Genomic DNA, 24114 nt, shown 5'->3' on the forward strand with positions numbered 1-24114 from the left:
TGTGGGCCGCTGCAGATCCGGACCCGCTCGCATGGAACGGCCACAATCTTTCAGGTCACCGCCCGCGCGCGCTCGAATCCGCGAAAACGTCGCCACAATCCGGCGAACAGCAGCATCGCCGGGATCACCGCCAGCACGGTGAGCACGAAGTAGGCGCCGTAGCCCGCCGTCATGGCGATGCCGCCGGCAAAGAAGCCGAGCAGCTTGCCCGGCAGGTTGACCAGCGAACTCAGCAAGGCGTACTGCGTCGCGGTGTGCTGCTGGTTGACCAGCGAGGACAGGAACGCCACCGTCGGCGGCCCCAGCATGCCCAGGGTGAGGTTCTCCACCGAGATCACCAGGGTCAGCATGGCCAGATTGCCCGGGTGCGCGATCAGCAGCAGGTACATGAGGTTGCTGCAGCCGCACAGCACGATGGTGACGCCCAGCGGCCGCCACGCGCCCCAGCGCGCCACCATGGCGCCGCCGACGAACACGCCGACGATGCCGATCCAGATGCCGTAGATCTTGGTGATCGTGCCGATCTCGGTCTTGGAGAAGCCCATGTCGCGGTAGAACGGGCTCATGATGCCGCCGATGGTGGCCTGTTCGGGCATCTTGAACAGCAGCAGGAACAGCAAGGTCACGCCGGCCAGTGCCCAGCCGTAGCGCCGGAAGAAGTCGGCGAACGGATCGATCACGCTCTCGCGCATCGCGTCGCGCCAGCGCGCGGCACGCACGCGCAGCACCGTCGGCTCGCGCGCCACCAGCGTGGTGACGATCGGCAGCAGCATCGCCAGCGCCATCATCAGGTAGACCACGCGCCAGGCGATGTGGTCGGCCAGGATCAGGGCCACCGCGCCGGCCACCAGCAGCCCGATGCGATAGCCCAGCGAATAGGTCGCCACCAGCGCGCCCTGGTCCTCGACCGGCGCGATCTCGATGCGATACGCATCGACGGCGATGTCCTGCGTGGCGCCGAAGAACGCCACCGCCAGCGTGGCCGCCACGAACGCCGCCAGATGCTGCGGCGTCAGCGCCGCCATCGCGAGCAGCCCGGCCACCACGCCCAATTGGGCGAACAGCAGCCAGCCTCGCCGCTGGCCCAGGCGCGCGAAGCCCGGGATGTGCCCGTGGTCGAGCAGCGGTGCCCAGAGGAACTTGAATGCGTAGGTCATGCCCGCGCTGGCGATCATCGTGATGTCGGCCAGCTCGATGCCGTTCTCCTTCAGCCAGTACGCCAGCGTGCCGGCCACCAGCAGGAACGGCAGGCCGGAGGAGAAGCCGAACAGGCACATCGTCCACGCCGCCGGCTGGGTGAACGCATGCCACACCGACGGCTTCGCCGGCCGTCGCGCCGTTGCTTCAGTCGACATAGTCGACCGTGTACGGCGCGTGGTCGGAAAAACGCTGGTCGCGGTAGATCGAGCACGCACGCAGGCGATCGCGCAGCGAAGGGGTGACCACCTGGTAGTCGATCCGCCACCCCACGTTGTTCGCCCGCGCCTGGCCCCGGTTCGACCACCAGGTGTATTCGACCGCGTCGGGCTTGAGTGCGCGGAAGCTGTCGACCCAGCCGCGCTGGTGGAACAGCAGGTCCAGCCACGCGCGTTCCTCCGGCAGGCAGCCGGAGTTCTTCTGGTTGGAGCTCCAGTTCTTGATGTCGTTCTTCGTGTGCACGATGTTCCAGTCGCCACAGATCACGTAGTCGCGGCCGCTTTTCAGCCACGCGTCGAAGATCGGCGTGATCCATTCCATCGCCTTGAACTTGAACTGCTGGCGCTCGTCGCCGGACGAACCGGACGGAAAGTACAACGAGACCACGCTGAGGTTGCCGAAGCGCGCCTCGATATAGCGGCCCTCGTTGTCGAACTCGTCCCAGCCCAGCTCGGTCAGCACCTGGTCGGGCTCGCGCCGGGCGTAGATCGCCACGCCGCTGTAGCCCTTCTTGCTGGTGGCGTCGCGGTAGAAGCAGTGATGGCCGTCGGGGCGGAACCTCGCGTCCGTGAGCTGGTCTTCCTGGGCCTTGGTCTCCTGCAGGCAGACCACGTCCGCGTTCTGCGCGCGCAGCCACTCGAATACGCCCTTGCTGCCGGCCGAGCGGATGCCGTTGGCGTTGAGGCTGATGATGCGCATGGGTACTCCCGGTCGACAGATCGGGCGATCATAACAACCCCGGCCGGCGGCACCGGCGCGTGTACCATGCGCGCACCGCCGCCATGCCAGCGAGACCGACCGTGCACGACTACCAACGCGACTTCATCGAACTCACCCTGCGCCGGCAGGTGCTGCGCTTCGGCGAGTTCACGCTGAAGTCCGGCCGGCAGAGCCCGTACTTCTTCAACATGGGCCGGATCGATTCAGGCGCCGCGCTGGCGCGACTCGGCCGCGCGTACGCCGCCGCCCTGGTCGAGGCGGGGATCGAGGTCGACATGCTGTTCGGCCCGGCCTACAAGGGCATCGCGCTGGCCGCGGCCACCGCCATCGCGCTGGCCGAACAGCACGGGCGCGACCTGCCATGGGCCTACAACCGCAAGGAGGCCAAGGATCACGGCGAGGGCGGCAGCCTGGTCGGCGCGCCGCTGGCCGGGCGCGTGCTGATCGTCGACGACGTGATGACCGCCGGCACCGCGGTGCGCGAGTCGCTGGCGCTGATCCGCGCCCACGGCGCCACGCCGGCCGGCGTGCTCATTGCGCTGGATCGCCAGGAGCGCGGCCAGGGCGAACGCTCCGCCGCGCAGGAAGTCGCCGCCGAGCACGGCATCCCGGTCATCGCCATCACCTGCCTGGACGACGTGCTGGAGTATGCCGGCGCGCAGCCGCAACTGGCTGCCGAACACGCGCGATTGCTGGACTACCGCGCCCGGTACGGCGTACCCCGCTGACCGGCGCGGCATGCGCCACCGGTTCATGCACCGGCCAATAGACTCCGGCCAACCCCATCACAGCAGCGCCGCGGGCAACCGGCCAGCATGGCGGAGCCAGCTATACTCGGGCCAACAGGAGAACCCATGCGCAAATCACTGCTCATTCTGGCTGCCGTAGCGATGGGCGCGAGCCTTGCCGCGTTCGCCCAGAACGCTGGCAGCGTGCGCTACAAGTGGTATGACAACCAGGGCCTGGTGCATTACAGCGACAGCCTCACCGCCGACGCGATGAAGTACGGCTACGACCTGGTCAACGATCGCGGCATGGTGGTGCGCCACGTGTCGCGCCAGCTCAACCCCGAGGAGCGCGCCGCGGCGGCCAAGCTGGCCGAGGCCGAGGCGGCCAGACAGCGCGCGGCGCAGGAAGTGGCCACCGCCGAGGCGCAGATGCTCAACGCCTACCCGGACGAGGAGTCGTACAAGATCTCGCTGCAGCAGACGCTGGACACGGTCGACCAGCAGATCCGCACCACCCGGATCAACCTGCGCAGCCAGGAGAAGGCGCTGACCGATCTGCTGGCCCGCGCCGCGGAGATCGAGAACGCCAAGAAGCCGGTGCCGAAATTCCTCACCGACAGCGTCGCCGCGCAGCGCAACGTCGTCACCGGCCTGCGCGCCACCTTGCAGCGCCAGCAGACCCTGCGCACGCAGACGGTGCAGGAGCAGGTCAAGCAGCTGGCCCGCTACCGCGAGCTGAAAGCCGAGCAGGACAAGGCTTCGCAGTAGTCTGGCTCGGGCCGACGCGGTCCGCGTCCCGGCCCGCCATCCTCAGAACGGCAGTTTCAGGGCAGGATCGACCGCCAGCATCTGCCGGCGGAACACCTGCTGGATGCGCTTGAGCGCCGCCTCGGTGTCGGCCTCGAAACGCAGCACCAGCACCGGCGTGGTGTTGGACGCGCGCACCAGTCCCCAGCCGTCCGGCCAGTCCACGCGCAGACCGTCGATACCGATCACCGAGGCGTCCTCGAAGCTGGCGCGCTCGCGCAGCCGGTCCATGAAGCGGTAATGCTCGCCTTCGGCCAGCGCGACCTTCAGCTCGGGAGTGGAGATGCTCTTGGGCAGGGTGGCGAAGATCTCCTCCGGGCTGCGCCCGTGGAGGTCGCCGGCGAGGATCTCCAGCAGCCGAGCGGCGGCATAGATGCCGTCGTCGAAACCGTACCAGCGCTCCTTGAAGAAGAAGTGCCCGCTCATCTCGCCGGCCAGCTCGGCGCCGGTCTCGCGCATCTTGGCCTTGATCAGCGAATGCCCGGTGCGCCACATCAACGGACTGCCGCCGGCGTCCAGGATCTGCGCCTTCAGGTGGCTGGTGCACTTGACGTCGTAGATCACCGTGCCGCCGGGCTGGCGCGACAGCACGTCGCGCGCGAACAGCATCAGCAGGCGATCCGGATAGATGATCTCGCCGGCGCGGGAGACCACGCCCAGGCGATCGCCGTCGCCGTCGAAGGCGAGGCCGAGGTCCGCTCCGGTCTGGCGCACGGCGTGGATCAGGTCCTGCAGGTTGGCCGGATCGGACGGATCGGGATGGTGGTTCGGGAAGCTGCCGTCGACATCGCAGTACAGCGGGACCACCTCGCAGCCGACGCCTTCGAGCACCTGCGGCGCGATCGCGCCGGGAATGCCGTTGCCGCAATCGACCACCACCTTCAGCGGGCGCTCGGCGAGCACGTCGGAGACGATTTTCTCGATGTAGTCCGGGGCCACGTCGACCTGGCGCAGGCCGCCGTGACCATCCTGGCTCAACGCGCCGCCGGCGATGCGCTGGTACAGGTCCTGGATCGCGCCCTCGGCCAGCGTCTCGCCGCCGATCACGATCTTGAAGCCGTTGTAGTCCGGCGGATTGTGGCTGCCGGTGACCGCCACGCCGCAGCCGGTGTTGAACCGGTACGCGGCGAAATACACCACCGGCGTGGGCACCGCGCCCAGGTCGATCACGTCGACGTCGGCCTCGCGCAGGCCGTCGGCCAGCGCGCCGGCCAGTTCGGGACCGGAAACCCGGCCATCGCGGCCGACCACGATCTCGCGCAGGCCGCGCTCGACCATCACCGCGCCGATCGCCCGGCCCAGCAGCCTGGCCACGTTGCGGTCCAGTGTCTTGCCGACCACGCCGCGCACGTCGTAGGCGCGGAAGATGCTCGGGTCCACCGGCACCGTGGCGGGTTCGGCCGGCGCGGCCGCGGGACGCGCAGTGGCCGGAGCGGGGGTCGACGGCGCGCGCGCGCGCGGGCGCGGCAGCGCGACCTCGGCCACCAGCGGCTCCTCTTCGGCCGGCGGCGCCGACGAAGCCTGGCGACGCCCGCGCAGCCACAGCAGATAGCCGGCTCCGCCCAGCCCCAACAGGCTCAGCAGCGCGCTCAACCACCACGAATGCGGCAGCACGATGAACGCATCGGGCAGCCCGGCGCCCACGCGGAACGCGGTGCCGGGCACGGCCACGCTGTTGTCGCCGGTCTGCGCCGAGGCACTGCCGTTGGAGAACAACTGCACGCTGCCCGGCTCGTCTCCCTGGCGCAGATCGAGCCGACCGCCGGCCGGCGGGATTGCGTCGAAAGCCCGCTGGACCCCGGCAAACGGCAGTTCCACCCACACCCACGCCTGGGTCTGATCGGGCGCACCCAGCGGCACGACCATGCTCAGCCGGCGGTCGCCGTTGCCGTAGTAGACGCTCTGCACCGGCGGCGCGCCCTCCGCCGTCTGCGCGGCCATCAGCTGCGCCGCCTTGGCATAGCCGAACTCGCGGTAGTTGGCGCGCAGCACTTCCTTGAGGTCGCCGCTGTAGATGTCCAGCTGCTGCGCCTGCGGCAGGCGCAGGCGCAAGGTGGCGATCGACTGCGCCGGGTCGTTCAGCACCGTCGCCGGGTCGACCAGCGCCAGCGCCTTCTCCACCGCACCGCGCTGGCGTGCGACCTCGTCGGCAACCGCCTTGACCGCCTGCGCCTGAGCGGCATGGACCCGTTCGTCGGCGTGATGCTCGTCGGCGATCAGCCAGGTCTGCCAGGCACAGAACAGGCCCAGCAGCAGCAGCAAGGTGCCGCCGGCCAGCGGCAGCACGGCCGACCAGTCGACCTCAGGCCGGGCCAGCCGCCGCTTCGCGATTTTTGGTGCCATGCTCTGCCCCCACGGCTGAAACTGCGCGGTGGCGCGACCGCTCCGGGTCGCGCCGAGTTTCCGTGCCCATGCTATCGGATACCGGTGGAGCCGAAGCCTCCGGCGCCGCGTTCGCTGGGCGTGAATTCATTGACGATCTGCAGCCGCGCCTGCGCCACCGGCACCAGCAGCAACTGCGCGATGCGGTCGCCGACCGCGATGGTGTACGGAGCGTCGCCGCGGTTCCAGCACGAAATCATCAGCGGGCCCTGGTAGTCGGCGTCGATCACGCCGACCAGGTTGCCCATCACCAGGCCGTGCTTGTGGCCCAACCCGGAGCGCGGAACGATCAAGGCGCACCATTGCGGATCGCCGATGTGAATGGCGATGCCGCTGGGCACCAGCGCACTTGCGCCGGGTGCCAGGGTCAGCGGCTGCTCCAGTGCCGCACGCAGGTCCATGCCGGCGCTGCCGGGGGTGGCGGCATGCGGCAGCGGAATGCTGTCGCCCAGGCGCGGGTCGAGGATCTTCAATTCGACGTCGAGCGTCATCCGCGCGTCGCCCGGTAGCGTTCGGCCACTTGCGCGATGAGCTGGCGCGCCAGTTCGCTCTTGGCGGCGCGCGGCAAGGCCAGCTCGCCATCGGCCCAGTACAGCGTCAATGCGTTCTCGGCGACCTCGAAACCGAGTCCGTCGCCGACCTGGTTCGCCGCGATCATGTCCAGCCCCTTGCTGCGCAATTTGCCGCGCGCGTAACTGGCCACATCATGCGTCTCCGCGGCGAATCCGACCAGGAACGGGTGCCCGCTCTGCGCGGCCAGGCTGGCCAGGATGTCGGGGTTCTCTTCCAGCTGCAGCGAGAGCGGCGCGCCCGCGCTCTTTTTCAGCTTCAGCGCCGAGACGCTGGCCGGCCGATAATCGCCCACCGCCGACGCGCCGATGTAGATGTCCGCAGCGCGACTGGCCTCGAGCACGGCGGCCTGCATTTGCGCGGCGCTGCGCACGTCGATGCGCCGCGCCACCCCGACGGGCGTGGCCAGGCTCACCGGGCCGGCCACCAGGCTCACCGTGGCGCCCGCCTCCGCCGCGGCCGCGGCCACCGCGAAACCCATCCGGCCGGAGCTGCGGTTGCCGATGAAGCGCACCGGGTCGATGTCCTCGTAGGTCGGACCGGCGCTGACCACCACCTGCAACCCGGCCAGCGCGCCGTTGCCGAACGAGGCAGCCAGCGCGTCGCGCAATTCGTGCGGCTCCAGCATGCGGCCGGAGCCCATGTCGCCGCAGGCCTGCTCGCCGGCCGCCGGCCCCAGCACCTGCACGCCACGCTGGCGCAGCAGCACCAGGTTCGCCTGCACCGCCGGGTGCGCCCACATCTGCTGGTTCATCGCCGGCGCCAGGTACAGCGGTGCGGCGCTGGCCAGGCACAGCGTGCTGAGCAGGTCATCGGCATGGCCATGGGCGAGCCGGGCGATGGTGTCGGCGCTGGCCGGCGCCACCAGAATGCGCTCGGCCCAGCGCGCCAGCTCGATGTGACCCATCGCCGCCTCGGCGTGCGCATCCCACAGGCTGCTGCGCACCGGCTGGCCGGAGAGCGCCTGGAACGTGGCCGCGCCGACGAAATGCTCGGCCCCTGCGGTCATCACCACGCGCACCTCGGCGCCCTGCTCGCGCAGGCGGCGGACCAGTTCGCAACTCTTGTAGGCGGCGATGCCGCCGGTCACTCCCAGCAGGATGCGGCGTTGGGCGAGGCTCATGTAAGGCGGGCCTGACAGTCGGGCAGACGCTTAGCTTACCGGATTCAATCCGCACCACTGCTGCCTGCCGGCGACCCCCTTCGCCAAGCTGGCACGCATGAGCATCCGCGACTGGCCCGAAGGCGAACGACCCCGCGAAAAACTGCTGGCCCGCGGGAGCGCCGCGCTGTCCGACGCGGAGCTGCTGGCCGTGCTGCTGGGCAGCGGCAGCCGCGGCAAGGACGCCATCGCGCTGGGCCGCGAACTGCTCGCCAACGCGGGCGGCGTGGCCGCCTTGCTGGGCCGGCCGGAGCAGCAGATCCGCGCCGGCGGGCTGGGTCCGGCCAAGCGCGCGCGGATCGCTGCGGCGCTGGAACTGGCCCGGCGCAGCCTGGCCGAGCAGCTGCAGGAGCGGCCCAGCCTGGGCAACCCGCGCGACAGCGGCGACTACCTGCGGGCCCGCCTGCGCCACCTGCCCTACGAAGTGTTCGGCTGCCTGTACCTGGACAACCGCCATCGCGTGCTGGCCTTCGAGGAGCTGTTCCGCGGCACCGTCGACGGCGCCAGCGTGCACCCGCGCGAAGTGGTGCGCGCCTGTCTGCATCACAACGCCTGCGCGGTGATCTTCGCCCACAACCACCCCTCCGGCGTGGCCGAACCCAGTGCCGCCGACCGCGCGATCACCCACGAACTGCGTGATGCCCTGCACCTGGTCGGCGTGCGCGTGCTCGACCACCTGGTGATCGGCCACGGCGAGCCGGTGTCGATGGCCGCCCGCGGCCTGCTCTGAACGCGTCCGTACCGGGCCGCCGCTGCGGCGCGCATCTCCCCACCTTCGCCCGACAAGCCGGCTCTGCCGCGCTGCGGCACACCGTGCGCCAACCTGTTCGCGCGCACAGAAGCGGCCGCCAAGTGGTCGAAACTTATGCACAAAATGCAACGACAACCGGTTGCCGTCGCAATCGCCAGTCTTGCGCAAAGTTGCTGCTTCAACATAATGATTTTGCTTGATAATTTCTTGCGACTTGACAAAGACCAGCCAGCCGCTGCCTCGGCGCGTTCCCCGCCGGCGAATTTCCCCACAGAGTTATCCACAGGACGCCTCGACGCGGTGCAACACGAGACCACCCCGCGTCCGGCACGGCCTTCGCCGCCGGCGTGCGCGCGCCGGTCTGTTAGAATTGCCGGTTCCATCACGAAACCGATCCCACCCGTGAAAGCACAGCTGCGCAACCTGGTGTTGCAGGCCATCCACGCCCTGCAGCACGACGCGACCCTGCCGGCCGAGCTGGCCATCCCCGACTTCGTGATCGAGCGCGCGCGCAGCCGCGAGCATGGCGATTTCGCCTGCAACGCGGCGATGCTGCTGGCCAAGCATGTCCTGAGCCCTGTCGAAGGGGCGGCGCGCGCCAAGCCACGCGAGCTGGCCGAAAAACTGGTCGCCGCACTGCCGGCCAACCCGCTGGTGGAAAAAGTCGAGATCGCCGGCCCCGGCTTCATCAACTTCTTCCTCGCCGCCGGCGCCTATCACGCCGAAGTGCGCCGGATCATGGCCGAGGGCAACGCCTACGGCCGCAATGCCAGCGGCGGCGGCAGGACCGTCGGCGTGGAATTCGTCTCGGCCAACCCGACCGGCCCGCTGCACGTGGGCCACGGCCGCGCCGCGGCGATCGGCGACTGCCTGAGCCGCCTGCTCGACGCCAGCGGCTGGAACGTCAAGCGCGAGTACTACTACAACGATGCCGGCGTGCAGATCGCCAACCTGGCCGTGTCGGTGCAGGCGCGCGCGCGCGGCATCACGCCCGAAGACAGCAGCTGGCCCGACAACGGCTACCGCGGCGACTACATCGCCGACGTGGCGCGCGCCTACCTCGATCGCGAATCGGTGGTGGCCGACGGCGAGACGGTCGTCGCGGCCGGCGACGTCGACGACCTCGACGCGATCCGCCGCTTCGCCGTAGCCAGCCTGCGCCGCGAGCAGGACCTGGACCTGCAGGCATTCGGCGTCGGCTTCGACACCTATTTCCTGGAGTCCTCGCTGTACAGCGACGGCAAGGTCGAGGAAACCGTGCGCGAGCTGATCGCCCACGGTCACACCTACGAGGAAGGCGGCGCGCTGTGGCTGCGCACCACCGCGTTCGGTGACGACAAGGACCGCGTGATGCGCAAGTCCGACGGCACCTACACCTACTTCCTGCCCGACGTGGCCTACCACCTGAGCAAGTGGCAGCGCGGCTACCAGCGCGCGATCACCGAGCTGGGCTCGGACCACCACGGTTCGCTGGCGCGGGTGAAGGCCGGCCTGCAGGCGCTCGATTGCGGCATCCCCAAGGGCTGGCCGGAATACGTGCTGCACCAGATGGTCACCGTGATGAAGGGCGGCGAGGAGGTGAAGATCTCCAAGCGCGCCGGCAGCTACGTCACCTTGCGCGACCTGATCGACGAAGTCGGCAAGGACGCCACGCGCTACTTCCTGATCGCGCGCAAGAGCGATTCGCAGTTGGTGTTCGACGTCGACCTGGCCCGCTCGCAGTCCAACGACAACCCGGTCTACTACATCCAGTACGCGCATGCCCGCGTCTGCAGCGTGCTGCGCCAGGCGCCGGAGAAAGGCTTTGCCTTCGACCTCGCCGACGGCCTTGCGCACCTGGACCGGCTGGACAACGAGCACGAGCAGATCCTGCTCACCGAGCTGTCGAAATACCCCGAACAGGTCGAAGCGGCGACGGCCAACCTGGAGCCGCACCTGATCGCCGGCTGGCTGCGCGAACTGGCCAACGCGTTCCACACCTACTACAACTCGCACCAGTTCCTGGTCGAGGATGCGAGCCTGCGCAACGCGCGGCTGGCGCTGGTGGTCGCCACGCGCCAGGTACTGAAGAACGGACTGGATTTGCTGGGCCTCAGCGCCCCGGAGAAGATGTAATGGCAGCACGCAAGGGCAGGGGCCGGCAGGCCGTACGCAACGGCCGCAACGGATTCCCGGGCTGGGGTTACGCGGTGATCGGCGTCCTCGCCGGCGCGATCCTGATGGCGATCGTGATGCGCGGCAGCCTGTTCACCAACCTGCGCACGCCGACCGGACCGCAGGCCAACCCGCAGGCCACCGCCCAGCGCGGCAGCGAGCCGGGCGTGCTGGAACCGGCCCCCGGCGAAAGCACGCCGAAGAAGCCGCAGTACGACTTCTACTCGGTGCTGTCGGAGAAGGAAGTGCGCATCCCCGACGCCGAGATCAGCGCGCAGGCCAAGGCCGAGCAGCAGCAGGCCGCCACGCCGGCACCGGCGACGACGCCCGCCAGCACACCCGGCGTGGCCGTGCAGAACGTCACCGCCGCGCCGGCCGAGGCGGTGGAACCGGCCAGCGGCGGCAACGGCTACCTGCTGCAGGTGGGCGCGTTCCCCGACCCCGCCACCGCCGAAGCACAAAAGGCCAAGCTGGCCCTGCAGGGCTTCGTCGCCAACGTGCAGACGGTGAATGTCGGCGGGCAGACCTACCACCGCGTACGGCTGGGGCCGTTCCGCTCGGCCACCGAGCTGGAATCGACCAAGCAGAAACTCGCCGCCGCCGGCATCCCGGCGATCGCCCTGAAAGAAGGCAAGTAATCGCATGAACGGCAAGATCGCCTGGATCACCGGTGCCACCGCCGGTTTCGGTGCCGCCACCGTCGAGCGCTTCGTCGCCGGCGGTTGGCGGGTGATCGCCAGCGGCCGCCGGGCCGAACGATTGCGGCAGCTGGTGGACCGCCACGGCGCCGAGCGCGTGCATGCGGCCGCCTTCGACATGCGCGACGAAGCGGCCATGCGCGCCGCCCACGCCGCCCTGCCGCCGTCGTTCGCCGGCATCGACCTGCTGGTCAACAACGCCGGCCTGGCGCTGGGCACCGCGCCCGCGCAGCAAGCCGAGCTGGCGCAGTGGAAGCAGATGATCGACACCAACGTCACCGCGCTGGCCACGATCACGCACCTGCTGCTGCCGCAGCTGATCGAACGCCGCGGCGCCATCGTCAACATCAGCTCGATCTCCGGCAGCTACGCCTACCGCGGCGGCAACGTGTACGGCGCCAGCAAGGCCTTCGTCACCCAGTTCTCGCAGAACCTGCGCACCGACCTGCACGGCAGCGGCGTGCGCGTGACCTCGATCGAACCGGGCATGGCCGAGACCGAATTCACCCTGGTGCGCACCGGCGGCGACCAGGCCGCCTCCGACCAGCTCTACGCCGGCGCCCACCCGATCACCGCGACCGACATCGCCGACACCATCTGGTGGATCGCCAACCTGCCGCCGCACCTCAACATCAACCGCATCGAGCTGATGCCGGTCAGCCAGTCGGCAGCCGGGCTGCAGGTGGCGCGCGACAGCTGAGGCTGAACCCGCTCAGCCCGCCTCGCCGCGATGCACGTCGTGCGTCACGAACGGATGTCCGGGGTCGGGGGCGGCAAGCCACTGCGGATGCGCCAGGGTGTGGCGCATGTCGTCCAGGCCGCCCTGCCAGTGGCTGCGCATGCTGGTGGCGCTGAATTCGTAGTCCTTGAAGTGGCCTTCGTGGGGCCGGTCCTGGTAGATCAGGTGGATCACGTTGGTCAACGCCTCCGCCGCGCGTGCCTCGGCATGGCGGTACGCCGGGTCGCCGCGCCGCTCGGCCGGCACCAGCGCCATCACGTCGTGCAGCAGGCGGCGCTGCTCCTGCATGCGGCGCATGAACTCGGTGACCAGCCGGGTGCGGCTGGAGTACTGGATCTCCTTGCTGCGCTCGGCCACGTCGGCAAGATCGCGCGGCAGCGTGCCGCGGGCGCTCCACAGGTCGACCTGGAACACCAGCGTGTCGCAACCGGGGCGTTCGCTGAGCACCTCGTAAAGCGGCGTGTTGGAGACCATGCCGCCGTCCCAGTAGAACTCGCCGTCGATCTCCACCGCGGGAAAGCCCGGCGGCAACGCGCCGGAAGCCATGAAGTGCTCGGGGCGCAGGCGCTCGCGGCGATTGTCGAAATAGGCGAAGTTGCCGCTGCGCACGTTCACCGCGCCGACCGCCACGCGCATCGTGCGCGCATCGTTGAGGCGGTCGAAATCGACCAACCGCTCCAGCGTGGCGCGCAGCGGCTTCGTGTCGTACCAGCTCACGCTGCCCGGCGTGGCGTGCCCGCCCAGGAACGGCGGCGGCTGGCGCGGGTGGAAGAAGCCGGCCTGGCCCTCGGTCATCGCGCGCCAGGCGGCCAGGCCGCTCATGCCGTTGAGCCATGCCGTCGGCCACGCCACCGCATCGAACCACGGCAGCGCCGGCACGTCCGGCCACAGCGGCGAGCGGCAGATCGCCTCCCAGAATTCGCGCAGCCGTTCCACCCGCCGCTCGGGCGCGTTGCCGGCGATGACCGCCGCGTTCAACGCGCCGATCGAGATGCCGGCCAGCCGGTTCGGCTGCAGGCCGGCCTCGTCCAGCGCCTCGAACACGCCGGCCTGGTAGGCGCCGAGTGCGCCGCCGCCCTGCAACACCAGCGCGACGGTGCGGTAGTCGCGGGCTACCGTTTCCGCCAGCGACGGCGTGGTCACTGCATGAACCAGCCGTGGCTGACCACGATCGACTGGCCGGTCAGCGCGGCGGAGGGGAAGGTGGCCAGGTACAGCGCGGTCTGCGCGATGTCCTCCACCGTGGTGAAGGTCGCGTCGACGGTGTCCTTCAGCATCACGTTCCTGATCACCTCGTCTTCCGTGATGCCGAGCTCCCTGGCCTGCTCGGGGATCTGCTTCTCGACCAGCGGCGTACGCACGAAGCCCGGGCAGATCACGTGCGAGCGCACGTTGTGCGGCGCACCCTCTTTCGCCAGCGTGCGGGCCAGCCCGAGCAGGCCGTGCTTGGCGGTGACGTAGGGCGCCTTCAGCTTCGAGGCTTCGTGCGAGTGCACCGAGCCCATGTAGATCACGATGCCGCCGCGGTCGCCCTGGTACATGTGCTTGAGCGCGGCCTTGGTGGTGAGGAAGCCGCCGTCGAGATGGATCGCCAGCATCTTCTTCCAGTCGGCGAAGGCGAACTGGTCGATCGGATTGATGATCTGCACGCCGGCGTTGGAGATCAGGATGTCCAGATGGCCAAATGCCGCCACCACCTTGTCCGTGCCGGCGTTGACCGCCTCCTCGCTGGTGACGTCCATCGCCACGCCGAGCGCCTTGCCGCCGGCGGCGTTGATCTCCGCCGCCACCGCATCGGCAGCTTGCTGGTTGATGTCGGCGATCGCCACGCTGGCGCCGTTCTTCGCGTACAGCTCGGCGATCGCCTTGCCGAGGCCGCTGGCCGCGCCCGTGATCAGGGCGACCTTGCCGTTGAGACTGCTCATGCGTTGCTCCTCTGCGACTGGAACTGGATGGAACGGGTCATGCTGGAGCCCGCTTGCGGGCGGTGCTCTCGGCGCCGGTATTCGGAATTTGCGAGAGCATCGCCCGCGAGCGGGCTCCTGCGATCAGTGGGTGTCTTCGGCGAGGTAGGTGTAGGCGGTGAGGCCGGCATCAAGCGCATCGTACAGGCGCGCCGCCTCGTCGCCGGCGACGCCCGCGTCGGCAATGCGCGCGCGGTAGCTGGCGCGCAAGGCCTCCAGGTCGTAGCCGACGTAGTCGAGCATCAGGTCGGTGGTGTCGCCGCGACGCTTGTTGGCGAACACGTAGCCGTCGCCCTCGACGCGCACGTTGACCGCGTCGGTATCGCCGAACAGGTTGTGGATGTCGCCCAGGGTCTCCTGGTAGGCGCCGACCATGAAGATGCCCAGCCGATAGCTCTCGCCGTCCTTCAACGCATGCAGCGGCAGGCTGACGTCGACGCCGTCAGCCTCCACATAGTGGTCAATGCGGCCGTCCGAATCGCAGGTGAGGTCGACGATCACGCCGCGCCGGGTCGGCTCCTCGTCGAGCCGGGCGATCGGCATGATCGGGAACACCTGGTCGATCGCCCACACGTCGGGGATCGATTCGAATACCGAGAAGTTGGTGAAGTACTTGTCCACCAGCTTCTCGTCCAGCTCGTCCAGCACCTGTCGGTGCGCGCGCTCGGCCGGCAGCAGGCGCCCGCGCACGGCATTGGCGATGGCGTAGAACATCTCGTCCAGTCGCGCGCGGTCGGCCAGCGACAGCTGGCCCAGCGCGTACAGCGATTGCCCTTCGGCCAGGTGATGCTGGGCCTCGTGGAACAGCTCCAGCGGCGGGCGCTCGTCCAGCGCCGCGTGGACCTCGCGCAGGTGGCGCAGCACCACCGGCTCGTCCCCGCGCGGCGACGGCATGCTGCCGGCCGGCACCTGCTCGACCTCGGTCACGTTGACCACCATCACCGCGTGGTGCGCGGTCATCGCCCGGCCTGCCTCGGTGAGGATGTGCGGCGCGGCCAGGCCCTCGGCGCTCACCGCCTCGGCCAGCGACTGCACGATGGTGGCGGCGTACTGTTCCAGCGAGTAGTTGATCGAGTTGTGGCTGCGCGAGCGGGTGCCTTCGTAATCCACACCCAGGCCGCCGCCGACGTCGACGATCTCCAGCGGCACGCCCATGTGCGAGAGTTCGACGAAGTAGCGGGTGGCCTCGCGCATGCCGTTGGCGATGTCGCGCACGTTGGAGATCTGCGAGCCCATGTGGAAGTGCTGCAGCTTCAGCGTGTGCTTCAGGCCTGCCGCATCGAGCCGCTCGATCAGCCGCAGCACCTGCTGCGGCGACAGTCCGAACTTGCCCTTGTCGCCGCCGGTGTTCTGCCACTTGCCGGCGCCGATCGAGGCCAGTCGCACGCGCACGCCGAGCAGCGGCTCCACGCCCAGCGCCTTCGCCTCGCTGAACACGTGGTCGAGTTCGGACAGCTTCTCGATCACGATGTGCACGCGCAGGCCGAGCTTCTTGCCGATCAGCGCAAGGCGGATGTACTCGCGGTCCTTGTAGCCGTTGCAGATCACGATGGAACCGGGCCGCGCCATCGCCAGCACCGCCATCAGCTCGGGCTTGGAGCCCGCTTCCAGGCCGAAGCCCTGGGTGCCGGCGGCGACCAGCTCGCCCGCCACGCTGCGCTGCTGGTTGACCTTGATCGGATAGATCGCGGTGTAGCCTCCGGCGTAGTCGTGCTCGGCGATGGCGCGGGCGAAGGCGCCCTGCAGCTGCGCGAGACGGTCGGCGAGGATGTCCGGGAAACGCACCAGCAGCGGCAATCGCAGGCCCTCGGCGCAGGCGCGGTCGACGATCGCCGGCAGCGCCAGCGCCGGGCCCTCGGCGCCGCGCGGGTGCATCAGCAGGTTGCCGGCGGCATCGATGTCGGCGTAGCCGTCGCTCCAGTAGGGCACGGCATAGGTGTGGCGGGCAGTGGCAATGGTCCAGGGCTTCGACATGGGGCCTCCCTCGGGAAACGTAGCAGGGGATGTCGCAGCGGCGAGCCTTGACGAGGTTGCTCGATGGAGCGGAAAGCCGGCCGGCCGGAAGCCTCGCACGCCGCGGGGCCGGATGGGCTTGCCCGGCCTTCGTCACGCCCTCGCGACGGCTGGCCGGGCCACCATTGTAATGGCCGCGCGCCGCCCTGCACGGCGGCCGCGGCCGGGACGTCAGCCGCCGTTGCCGGTACAATCGACCTTCTTTGCCCACGCTTCGCGGAACCATCCCATGTCGCAGCCCGCCCCCCTCACCGAAGCCCACTGGTTCACCGAGGCGCACCAGGCGTCCGGTTCGTCCATCGGCTTTCGCACCGAGCAACTGCTGCACGCGGAGAAGACCCCATTCCAGTCCATCGAGATCCACAAGACCACCGACTGGGGCAACCTGATGGTGATCGATGGCTGCGTGATGCTGACCAGCCGCGACAACTTCTTCTACCACGAGATGATGACCCACCCGGCGCTGTTCACCCACGCGCGCGCCAAGCGCGTGGTGATCATCGGCGGCGGCGATTGCGGCACGCTGCGCGAAGTGCTGCGCCACGAGGAAGTCGAGCACGCCGTGCAGGTGGAGATCGACGAGCGCGTGACGCGCCTGGCCGAACAGTATTTCCCCGAGCTGTGCGAGGCCAACGCCGATCCGCGCGCCGAGCTGCTGTTCATCGACGGCATCAAGTACATGGCCGAGTGCGAGCCGGAGTCGGTGGATCTGGTCATCGTCGACTCGACCGACCCGGTGGGCCCGGCGGAAGGCCTGTTCAACGCCGCGTTCTACGCCAGCTGCTACAAGGCGCTGCGCCACGGCGGCCTGCTGGTGCAGCAGAGCGAATCGCCGCTGGCCCACCTGGACCTGATCCGCTCGATGCGTTCGGCGATGCGCACCACCGGCTTCGCCGCGGTGAAGACGCTGCCGTTCCCGCAACCGTGCTACCCCACCGGCTGGTGGAGCTGCACCATGGCGCGCAAGGGCGGCGACCTGTCCGGCTTCCGCGAACGCGGCGCTTCAGCCAAGAAATTTCCCACCCGCTACTACAACGCCGAAATCCACAAGGCCGCCCTGGCCCAGCCGGAATTCATGCGCGAGGCGCTGGGGGACTGAAAGCCGGGAATGGGGAATAGGGAATGGGGAATAGTAAAGAGCCGCCCGTCGTTGCTCTTCTATTCCCTATTCCCTATTCCCTATTCCCTATTCCCCATTCCCTATTCCCCATTCCCTATTCCCTGCAACTAAAACATCTTCGACCGCACCTTCGGCAGCAGCACCAGCAGCAAGGTGGCGAGCGGGCCGAGCAGCAGCGAGAGCAGGAACCACAGCAGCCCGCTGCGGTTCTTGCCCTGCGCCAGCGCCGCGTTGATCAAGGCCAGCGTGCCCCAGCCGACAAACCATGGGGCGCCATCGGTCCACAACGAAAAATGATTCACGACACTCTCCCGAGCGATGGGTGGCGTCGTCCTGCGCCCGAACAGGCATCCTAACAAGCCTGGCCGCCCCGCCGACCGGCGAGCGGCGCGTCGATCAGGCGAGCTTAATCTGCACTCGCTATGCTGGCGCCTTTGCCGCCGAGGGAAGTTCACGATGCCTGGAATGCGCTGCGTTGCCGTGAGTTGCGTGTGGCTGCTGTTCGCCGCGCCGGTGCTGGCGGCCAAGGCGCCGCCCGCCGCGAAACCCGCGGCGACGACGTCCAGGGCGGCGCAGGCGCGCGACCAGGCGCAGCTGGCCTTCCAGCGCGACCTGGTCAGCGTGCTGGCGCCGCGCGCCGATGCGATGCCGCTGCTCGGTGCCGCGCTGCTGGCGCGGCCATTGTTCAACCAGCCGCCGGGCAACAGCTTCCACGCCCTGATCGAGCGCGCCGCCGCCGCCGAAGGCGCAGGCTCGGCGGTGAACTGGGCGCGGCTGGCCGATTGCGAGGCCAAGGCCGGCAACTGCCCCAACGCTGCCGCGCTGGATGCCTTGCTCACGCAGGCGCCGGACAACGCCGCCGTGTGGCTGGTCAAGCTGGGCGCCGACGCGCGCGACCACAAACAGGACGACGCCCGCGAAGACCTGCGTCGCGCCGCCGCCGCCAAGCTGTACGACGACTACGCCGGGATCAGTCTGCAGGCGTTGGCCGATTCGGTCGGCGTGCTGCCGCCGCCGGCCGCCGCGCTGGACCCGAACCACGCCGCCGGCGCGGTCGGCATGCAGACCGTGCTGATCTTCGGCCTCGCCAGCGCCCAACCGCAGCCGAGCCTGCAGCTGGTGGCCAAGTTGTGCGAGAACGCCGGCGAGGATGCCTCGATCAAGGCGGACTGCCTCAATCTGGCCAAGCTGCTGCAGTGGGGCTCCAGCCCCCTGGCCCGCTCACTCGGCCTGCACCTGGCCGAGGTGCTGGCCGACGACCCGGCCGCGGCCCAGGCCGCCAAAGACGCCCGCCGCCGCCTGGTCTGGCAAGTGCGCAGCTTCAACCAGCTGCTGGCCAAAGTGCAGGACGACACCCCCCTCGCCCGCCACCTGCTGTCGCTGGCCCGCAACGGCGGCACCGAGATGAGCCTGCAGGCGGCCGCCCTGCGCGATGCGGGCATTGCGCTCGATCCGCCTGCGGCGGATCGAGAACCGGGAATAGGGAATAGGGAATAGCCACAGCCGAAGCGACAAGCACCAGCCCGGTCGCAAGCCGCTCTTCCGATTCCCTATTCCCCATTCCCTATTCCCCGCCTATTCCCCATTGCCGCCCCGCCCGTTAGGCTGGACCCACCTTCCGTGGCAGGGGCGATCCGATGCTTACGACGCTGGTGGCGAGCAGCAAGGGCGGGTGCGGCAAGAGCACGCTGGTGACGCAACTGGCGTCGCACTGGGCCCAGGCAGGGCAGCACAGCGCCATCGTCGACGCCGACCGGCAAGGTTCCAGCTTCCGCTGGGCCGCGCGCCGGCCGGAGAACGTCCCCGGCGTGCTGGCGCTCGAAGGCGGCCGCCGCTCGCTGGCGAAACTGCCGTCGGACACCGCGCAACTGCTCATCGACACCCCCGCCGGCGCGCGCGAGCGCGAGCTGGAACCCTATCTCGACCAGGCCGACGTGCTGCTGGTGCCGGTGCTGCCCTCCTCGTTCGACCTCGACGCCACGCTGGCCTTCACCGAGGAGCTGCGCGCGATCAACCGCATCCACCGCGGCAAGCTGCCGGTGGGGCTGGTGGCCAACCGGCTCAAGCCGTGGACGCACGCCAGCCAGGATGCGCTGACCCAGCTCGCCGAGCAGTCGCCGTTCCCGATCGTGGCGCAGTTGCGCGACAGCCAGGCCTACGTGCTGCTGGCCGCGCTGGGCAAGGGCATCTTCGACTACCACAGCGAGCAGGTGCGCAGCCACCAGGAGGACTGGAAACCCCTGCTGCGCTGGATCAAGCGCCAGTCCTGACAGCGGCCCACGCCTCTTCCCTTTTCGCCGGAGCCTCCCATGCACGAACTGATCCTGCTGCGCCATGCCGAAGCAGTGCCCATAGCCGACGGCGGCGACGACCGCGAACGCGCACTGAGCACGCGCGGCGAACAGGAGGCGCAGGCCGCCGGCCTGTGGCTCGCCGCGCACGGGCTGCAACCGCAGCGGGTGCTGTGTTCGCCGACCCGACGCACCAGCGAGACCACCCGGCTGGCACTGGCCGCGCTCGGCACCGCGCCGGCGCCGCGGATCGCCGAGGAAATCCACGAGGCCACGCCGGGCGAGCTGTTGCTGCTGCTCGACCAGCACACCGACGCCGACACCGTGATGCTGGTCGGCCACAACCCCGGCGTCGAACGGCTGGTCGCCCTGCTGGTGGAAGGCCGCTCCGACGAATTCCGCGGCATGCCGCCCGGCGCGCTGGCGGTACTGCATCTCGATGGGCCGCTGGAGCCCGGCCAGGCGCGACTGGACGCCTTCTGGTCGCCCTAGGTTGCTTCGATCAAGCCTTTTTGCTCGTCATCCCGGCGAATGCCGGATGACGGATGACGGCTTGCTCGCACCTTCGCTGGCGCCCCACGCGCCGCGCATCGTCACGGGACGGTGGCACACAACCGTTATCATGCGGCGATGTTCCGCGACCTTCGCCGCCTCGCCCTGCCGCTGCTCCTGCTGGCCACCGTGCTGCAGGGCTGCACGCTGTCCAAGGCGCAGATCCGCCGCGCCGACGCGGTGGTGGCGGCCACCGTCGACCGCCAGCAAACCTGCCACCAGGCCGACCACTGCGCGCAGCCCTCGCCGCTGCTGCAGGCCGCCGACCAGGCGCTGGCCGAATCCACCGCCGGGCACCCGGTGCACGTGGTCACCCTGCTCGGCGACAGCGAGCCGGCGCTGGCCGCGCGGATCAACCTGATCCGCGCCGCACGGCGCTCGATCGACGTGCAGACCTACATCTGGAGCCAGGACGACGTCGGCCAGCTGGTGCTGGACGAACTGGTGCGCGCCGCGCGCCGCGGCGTGCAGGTGCGCATCCTGGCCGACCAGCTGTTCTCCTTCAACGACCCCGACCTGCTCGACGCGCTGGCTCGCGCCAGCGCCAACCTCAAGGTGCGGCTGTACAACCCGACCTTCCACAAGGCGCGCACGCCGCCGCTGGATTTCGCCGCCGGCGTGCTGTGCTGCTTCATGCAGTTCAACCAGCGCATGCACAACAAGCTGCTGCTGGTGGACGACGCCATCGGCATCACCGGCGGGCGCAACTACCAGGACCGCTACTTCAACTGGGACGACACCTTCAACTACGTCGACCGCGACGTGATGGTCGGCGGTCCTGCCGCCACCGCGATGGCCAGCAGCTTCGAGCTGTTCTGGCGGCACAAGCGCGCGGTGCCGCTGACCCACCTGCGCGACGTCAACCAGCGCATCGTCGCCGACCGCGCCGCGCCGAGCTGGCCCCAGCCGCATTATCGAAAACCCCAGCGGGTCGCCCAGCTGCTGCAGGCCGCCGAGGACCCGGCCTGGCTGCGGGCGTGGCTGGTGGAACCGTCGCTGCGGGTCGGCAACGTCGAATACTTCAGCGACCTGCCGGCAAAGACCGACGACCCCGGCGGCAAGCGCACCGCGGCGTTCACCCGCCACATCATGCAGATGATCGGCCAGGCCCGCCACGAGGTACTGCTGCAGACGCCGTACCTGGTGATGAGCCGGCGCGCCCAGGGCATCTTCCGCCGCCTGCACCGGCGCGCCGACCCGCCGCGGGTGATCGTGTCGACCAACTCGCTGGCCTCCACCGACGCGTTCGCCGTCTACGCGATGTCGTACAAGCACCGCAAGCGCTACCTGAAGAAGTTCGGCTTCGAAATTCACGAGCTGAAGCCGCACGCGCCCGGCCCCGCGGTGGACTACGAACTGGCCAACCTGGACGCCGACACCGCGCAGGTGCCGGCCGCCACCGCCACCCCCGCCAAGGCCTCGCGCACGCGCTTCCACCTGCTCGGCAGCGGCAGCGGCAACCGCCCGGCGCCGCTGCGCAGCGAGGGCCGGCGCTCCGGCCTGCACGCCAAGTCGATCGTGATCGACGACGACTTCAGCATGGTCGGCTCGCACAACTTCGACCCGCGCTCGGACCACTACAACACCGAGGCCGGCGTGATCGTCTACGACCACGCCTTCGCCGACGAACTGCGCCAGGCCATCCTGCGCGACACCGAGCCGCAGAACGCCTGGGTGATCGCGCCGCGCCGTCCGGTGGTGCCGGTGCTCACCGACATCAACCAGGCCATCGGCACGGTCTCCGAGAGCCTGCCGTTCTTCGACCTGTGGCCGTTCCGCTACGCCACCAGCTTCGACCTCAAGCCCGGCTGCCCGCCGCTGCGCGCCAGCGACCCGCGCTTCTACGCATGCTACCAACCGGTCGGCGACTTCCCCGACGTCAACCTGTCGCCGAAGTGGGTCATCACCCGCCTGATCACCGCCTTCGGCAGCAGCGCCAAGGGCATCCTGTAGCGCGCTGACCTCGCCTGCACGTGCGGCGTCGTTCAATGGGGTTCGAGTCACGTCAGGAGACACGCAACCATGAGCCATGCATTCAAGGTCGGCGACCACGTGCGCTGGAACTCCGAGGCCGGCCACGTCAGCGGCAAGATCATCAAGGTGCACACCCGCGACACCGACTACAAGGGCCACCCCCGCCACTGCAGCGAGGACGATCCGCAGTACGAGATCAAGAGCGACAAGACCGACCACGTCGCCATGCACAAGGGCGCGGCGCTGCACAAGATCGACTGAGCGATGCCCGCCACCCCCGCCACGATCTGGACCATCGGCCACTCCACCCGTCCGCTGGAGGAGTTCCTCGGCCTGCTCGACCACTACCGCATCCAGGCCATCGCCGACGTGCGCCGCTTCCCCGGCTCGCGCCGCCACCCGCACTTTGCCAGCGAGGCGCTCGCCGCGTCGCTGCCCGCCCACGGCATTGCCTATCAGTGGATTCCCAGACTCGGCGGTCGCCGCAAGGTGCAGCCGGACTCGCCCAACACCGCCTGGCGCAACGCCTCCTTCCAGGGCTACGCCGACTACACCGCCACCGCGGAATTCGCCGACGGCCTCGCCGAACTGCTGCAACTCGCCGCCCGCCAGCGCACCGCCATGATGTGCGCCGAAGTGGTCTGGTGGCGTTGCCACCGCTCCATCGTCTCCGACGTGCTCAAGCTGCGCGGCATCGAAGTCATCCACATCCTCGACGCCACCCACACCACGGAGCATCCGTACACCTCGGCGGCGCACGTGATGGATGGGCGGTTGAGTTATGCGGCGGCGCAGGGGGAGTTGCTGTAGCGCAGCCGTTCGCGCCGACACCGGGCCATCGGCGCGCCAGCCCTCAGGAGCAAGGGTCCTGGCCACCTGTGCTGACCGGGCCGTCATTGCCCCTGGCCGGCGATCCGGAGCGGCCGACCGCTTGCGACGAACCGTCGCGGTTCTCGCGGTGCGGCGCATAATGTTTGCGGTGCAAGATGATGAAAGGAGTACGCGATGAAAGCGGATCGAATGGCGGAACAGCCGCATGCGGGCACGCACGCCGCACCGCTGCCAGCCGACCAGACCGGGCGGATGCGGGCGGCAATTGATCGGGCCGTGGCGGCAGGGCCCGGCTTCCTGCGCGGCGACACCGACGCGGATCAGATGGCGAATATGATGGTCGACACGGTGCGTCACTACGCCGAACAGGAACGCGCCAGCGGCGGCAACGCCTCCCTGCGCGACGCCGAAGCACAGAAGCTGCAAGACGCCCTCACCGAGCTGATGACGTGCGGCTCGGGATACCTCGCCGGTCGCTGCGACGCCGCCTGCGTTGCACGCACGATGACGCAGATGGTGCGCGAGTTCGCCGTGCACTGACCGATTCCCGGGGAGCGCACGATGCGTCCGACGCTCGCGGAAAGCTCGACGTGCTGACGTGGAGCCCGGCCTTTCCCTCCCCTGCGCGGCGGGAAACTTTCCGTGGGTTCTTGGGGCCTGTGAAGCAGACGTTGCACCTCACATCCCGTCCTGCCTGCGAAGGCAGGCACCGCACGTCGGCCCTCGCACCGCAAGGACCGACCCCCACAGCTCGTCATGCCTGCGAAGGCAGGCATCGTACTCGGCTGTCACCCCGCGGCGGAGGGTGCGCAGAGCAAGACCTTTCGTCTGCCTGCGGCAGCCGAGTTACTTTCTCTTTGCGTGGCCACGCACGCGCAGGAGCGCGTGCGAACGGCGAAGCCGGCCCGAAGGGCGAAGGGCAGGATGCCCGGAGTAAAGAGAAAGATAACCAAAGAGAAAGGCCACCCCGCTTGGCGCTTGTTGGGCATCGGGCAACTGCTCCTGCGTTGCCTCAACTCGGGCATCCATGCCCTCGCCATGCCCGCTGCGCGGCCTGTCGTCCCCGACTCACCGCCGCACAGGGGCCTCGGCAGAGCAGCGGGCCATCCTGGCCAGCACTTTTCAGAAGGGCAACAACCAAGGCAGGGACGGTCGCCACAAAGCGTCCTCGTCGTCCACCCAGAGCGAATCTTCGCTGCGACGCGGTTCGTCGCAGGTCCGGTACACACTCGCACCACGTGA

23 protein-coding genes are annotated in these 24114 nt (G+C 69.3%); 14 read left to right on the forward strand and 9 right to left on the reverse strand.

What is annotated here, in order from left to right:
* Positions 1-50: 50 nt before the first annotated feature.
* Together ACVCL9_RS13340 and ACVCL9_RS13345 are read right to left on the reverse strand one after the other, a co-directional pair.
* On the reverse strand, positions 51-1355 hold the full coding sequence (locus ACVCL9_RS13340) for an AmpG family muropeptide MFS transporter (RefSeq protein ID WP_447097772.1): 1305 nt from the start codon (positions 1353-1355) through the stop codon (positions 51-53).
* Complete coding sequence (locus ACVCL9_RS13345; RefSeq protein WP_447097771.1) at positions 1345-2115, reverse strand: exodeoxyribonuclease III; 771 nt, start codon at positions 2113-2115, stop codon at positions 1345-1347. The genes ACVCL9_RS13340 and ACVCL9_RS13345 overlap by 11 nt, the downstream gene beginning before the upstream one ends.
* Positions 2116-2216: 101 nt before the next feature.
* Here ACVCL9_RS13345 and pyrE point away from each other — a divergent pair, with 101 nt between their 5' ends.
* A complete protein-coding gene (pyrE, locus tag ACVCL9_RS13350) occupies positions 2217-2864 on the forward strand; it encodes an orotate phosphoribosyltransferase (protein ID WP_395120653.1) in 648 nt (215 codons plus the stop codon).
* A 126-nt stretch (positions 2865-2990) separates the two neighbouring features.
* Positions 2991-3632, forward strand: coding sequence for a DUF4124 domain-containing protein (locus tag ACVCL9_RS13355; RefSeq protein WP_447097770.1), 642 nt, complete (start codon positions 2991-2993; stop codon positions 3630-3632).
* 42 nt (positions 3633-3674) lie between these two features.
* Here the strand turns inward: ACVCL9_RS13355 and ACVCL9_RS13360 are convergent, their stop codons facing one another.
* The 3 genes from ACVCL9_RS13360 to coaBC all read right to left on the reverse strand — a co-directional run bounded on the left by ACVCL9_RS13360 (position 3675) and on the right by coaBC (position 7746).
* Positions 3675-6014 carry a phosphomannomutase/phosphoglucomutase gene (locus ACVCL9_RS13360; protein ID WP_447097769.1) on the reverse strand — a complete coding sequence of 780 codons (2340 nt, stop codon included), beginning with the start codon at positions 6012-6014 and terminating at the stop codon, positions 3675-3677.
* A gap of 71 nt (positions 6015-6085) precedes the next feature.
* Positions 6086-6544: a dUTP diphosphatase gene (gene dut, locus ACVCL9_RS13365; protein WP_447097768.1), complete on the reverse strand. Its 459-nt coding sequence runs from the start codon at positions 6542-6544 to the stop codon at positions 6086-6088.
* Positions 6541-7746 carry a bifunctional phosphopantothenoylcysteine decarboxylase/phosphopantothenate--cysteine ligase CoaBC gene (coaBC, locus tag ACVCL9_RS13370; protein ID WP_447097767.1) on the reverse strand — a complete coding sequence of 402 codons (1206 nt, stop codon included), beginning with the start codon at positions 7744-7746 and terminating at the stop codon, positions 6541-6543. The genes dut and coaBC overlap by 4 nt, the downstream gene beginning before the upstream one ends.
* Before the next feature lie 97 nt (positions 7747-7843).
* Between coaBC and radC the strand changes: the two genes are divergently transcribed.
* The 4 genes from radC (at position 7844) to ACVCL9_RS13390 (ending at position 12088) form a co-directional block, all read left to right on the forward strand.
* A complete protein-coding gene (radC, locus tag ACVCL9_RS13375) occupies positions 7844-8515 on the forward strand; it encodes a RadC family protein (RefSeq protein WP_395120658.1) in 672 nt (223 codons plus the stop codon).
* A gap of 423 nt (positions 8516-8938) precedes the next feature.
* Positions 8939-10651, forward strand: coding sequence for an arginine--tRNA ligase (gene argS, locus ACVCL9_RS13380; RefSeq protein WP_395120659.1), 1713 nt, complete (start codon positions 8939-8941; stop codon positions 10649-10651).
* Entirely contained in the window at positions 10651-11328 is a 678-nt protein-coding gene (locus ACVCL9_RS13385) for an SPOR domain-containing protein (RefSeq protein ID WP_447097766.1), read from the forward strand. The genes argS and ACVCL9_RS13385 overlap by 1 nt, the downstream gene beginning before the upstream one ends.
* Positions 11329-11332: 4 nt before the next feature.
* The gene (locus ACVCL9_RS13390) at positions 11333-12088 is read left to right on the forward strand and encodes an SDR family NAD(P)-dependent oxidoreductase (RefSeq protein WP_447097765.1); all 756 of its coding nucleotides are present in this window, start codon (positions 11333-11335) and stop codon (positions 12086-12088) included.
* Between the two features lie 12 nt (positions 12089-12100).
* On the opposite strand, the gene ACVCL9_RS13395 is transcribed toward ACVCL9_RS13390, so the two are convergent.
* The 3 genes from ACVCL9_RS13395 to speA all read right to left on the reverse strand — a co-directional run bounded on the left by ACVCL9_RS13395 (position 12101) and on the right by speA (position 16065).
* A complete protein-coding gene (locus ACVCL9_RS13395) occupies positions 12101-13270 on the reverse strand; it encodes a DUF3734 domain-containing protein (RefSeq protein ID WP_447097764.1) in 1170 nt (389 codons plus the stop codon).
* The gene (locus ACVCL9_RS13400; protein WP_395120664.1) at positions 13267-14052 is read right to left on the reverse strand and encodes a 3-hydroxybutyrate dehydrogenase; all 786 of its coding nucleotides are present in this window, start codon (positions 14050-14052) and stop codon (positions 13267-13269) included. The genes ACVCL9_RS13395 and ACVCL9_RS13400 overlap by 4 nt, the downstream gene beginning before the upstream one ends.
* A gap of 123 nt (positions 14053-14175) precedes the next feature.
* Entirely contained in the window at positions 14176-16065 is a 1890-nt protein-coding gene (gene speA, locus ACVCL9_RS13405; protein ID WP_447097763.1) for an arginine decarboxylase, read from the reverse strand.
* A 268-nt stretch (positions 16066-16333) separates the two neighbouring features.
* Here speA and speE point away from each other — a divergent pair, with 268 nt between their 5' ends.
* Positions 16334-17203, forward strand: coding sequence for a polyamine aminopropyltransferase (gene speE / locus ACVCL9_RS13410; protein WP_447097762.1), 870 nt, complete (start codon positions 16334-16336; stop codon positions 17201-17203).
* A gap of 128 nt (positions 17204-17331) precedes the next feature.
* On the opposite strand, the gene ACVCL9_RS13415 is transcribed toward speE, so the two are convergent.
* The gene (locus ACVCL9_RS13415; protein WP_395120667.1) at positions 17332-17526 is read right to left on the reverse strand and encodes an antitermination protein NusB; all 195 of its coding nucleotides are present in this window, start codon (positions 17524-17526) and stop codon (positions 17332-17334) included.
* 154 nt (positions 17527-17680) lie between these two features.
* Here ACVCL9_RS13415 and ACVCL9_RS13420 point away from each other — a divergent pair, with 154 nt between their 5' ends.
* The 7 genes from ACVCL9_RS13420 to ACVCL9_RS13450 all read left to right on the forward strand — a co-directional run bounded on the left by ACVCL9_RS13420 (position 17681) and on the right by ACVCL9_RS13450 (position 23412).
* Positions 17681-18721: a hypothetical protein gene (locus ACVCL9_RS13420; RefSeq protein ID WP_447097761.1), complete on the forward strand. Its 1041-nt coding sequence runs from the start codon at positions 17681-17683 to the stop codon at positions 18719-18721.
* Between the two features lie 140 nt (positions 18722-18861).
* Positions 18862-19494, forward strand: coding sequence for a ParA family protein (locus ACVCL9_RS13425; protein WP_395120670.1), 633 nt, complete (start codon positions 18862-18864; stop codon positions 19492-19494).
* 39 nt (positions 19495-19533) lie between these two features.
* A complete protein-coding gene (locus ACVCL9_RS13430; protein ID WP_395120671.1) occupies positions 19534-20007 on the forward strand; it encodes a SixA phosphatase family protein in 474 nt (157 codons plus the stop codon).
* 138 nt (positions 20008-20145) lie between these two features.
* Positions 20146-22020: a phospholipase D-like domain-containing protein gene (locus ACVCL9_RS13435; protein ID WP_447097760.1), complete on the forward strand. Its 1875-nt coding sequence runs from the start codon at positions 20146-20148 to the stop codon at positions 22018-22020.
* A gap of 69 nt (positions 22021-22089) precedes the next feature.
* On the forward strand, positions 22090-22302 hold the full coding sequence (locus ACVCL9_RS13440) for a DUF2945 domain-containing protein (protein ID WP_447097759.1): 213 nt from the start codon (positions 22090-22092) through the stop codon (positions 22300-22302).
* A gap of 3 nt (positions 22303-22305) precedes the next feature.
* A complete protein-coding gene (locus ACVCL9_RS13445) occupies positions 22306-22851 on the forward strand; it encodes a DUF488 domain-containing protein (protein WP_447097758.1) in 546 nt (181 codons plus the stop codon).
* A gap of 210 nt (positions 22852-23061) precedes the next feature.
* Complete coding sequence (locus ACVCL9_RS13450; RefSeq protein WP_447097757.1) at positions 23062-23412, forward strand: hypothetical protein; 351 nt, start codon at positions 23062-23064, stop codon at positions 23410-23412.
* The last annotated feature ends 702 nt before the right edge of the window (positions 23413-24114 follow it).

Source organism: Rhodanobacter sp. UC4438_H5 (assembly GCF_052978405.1).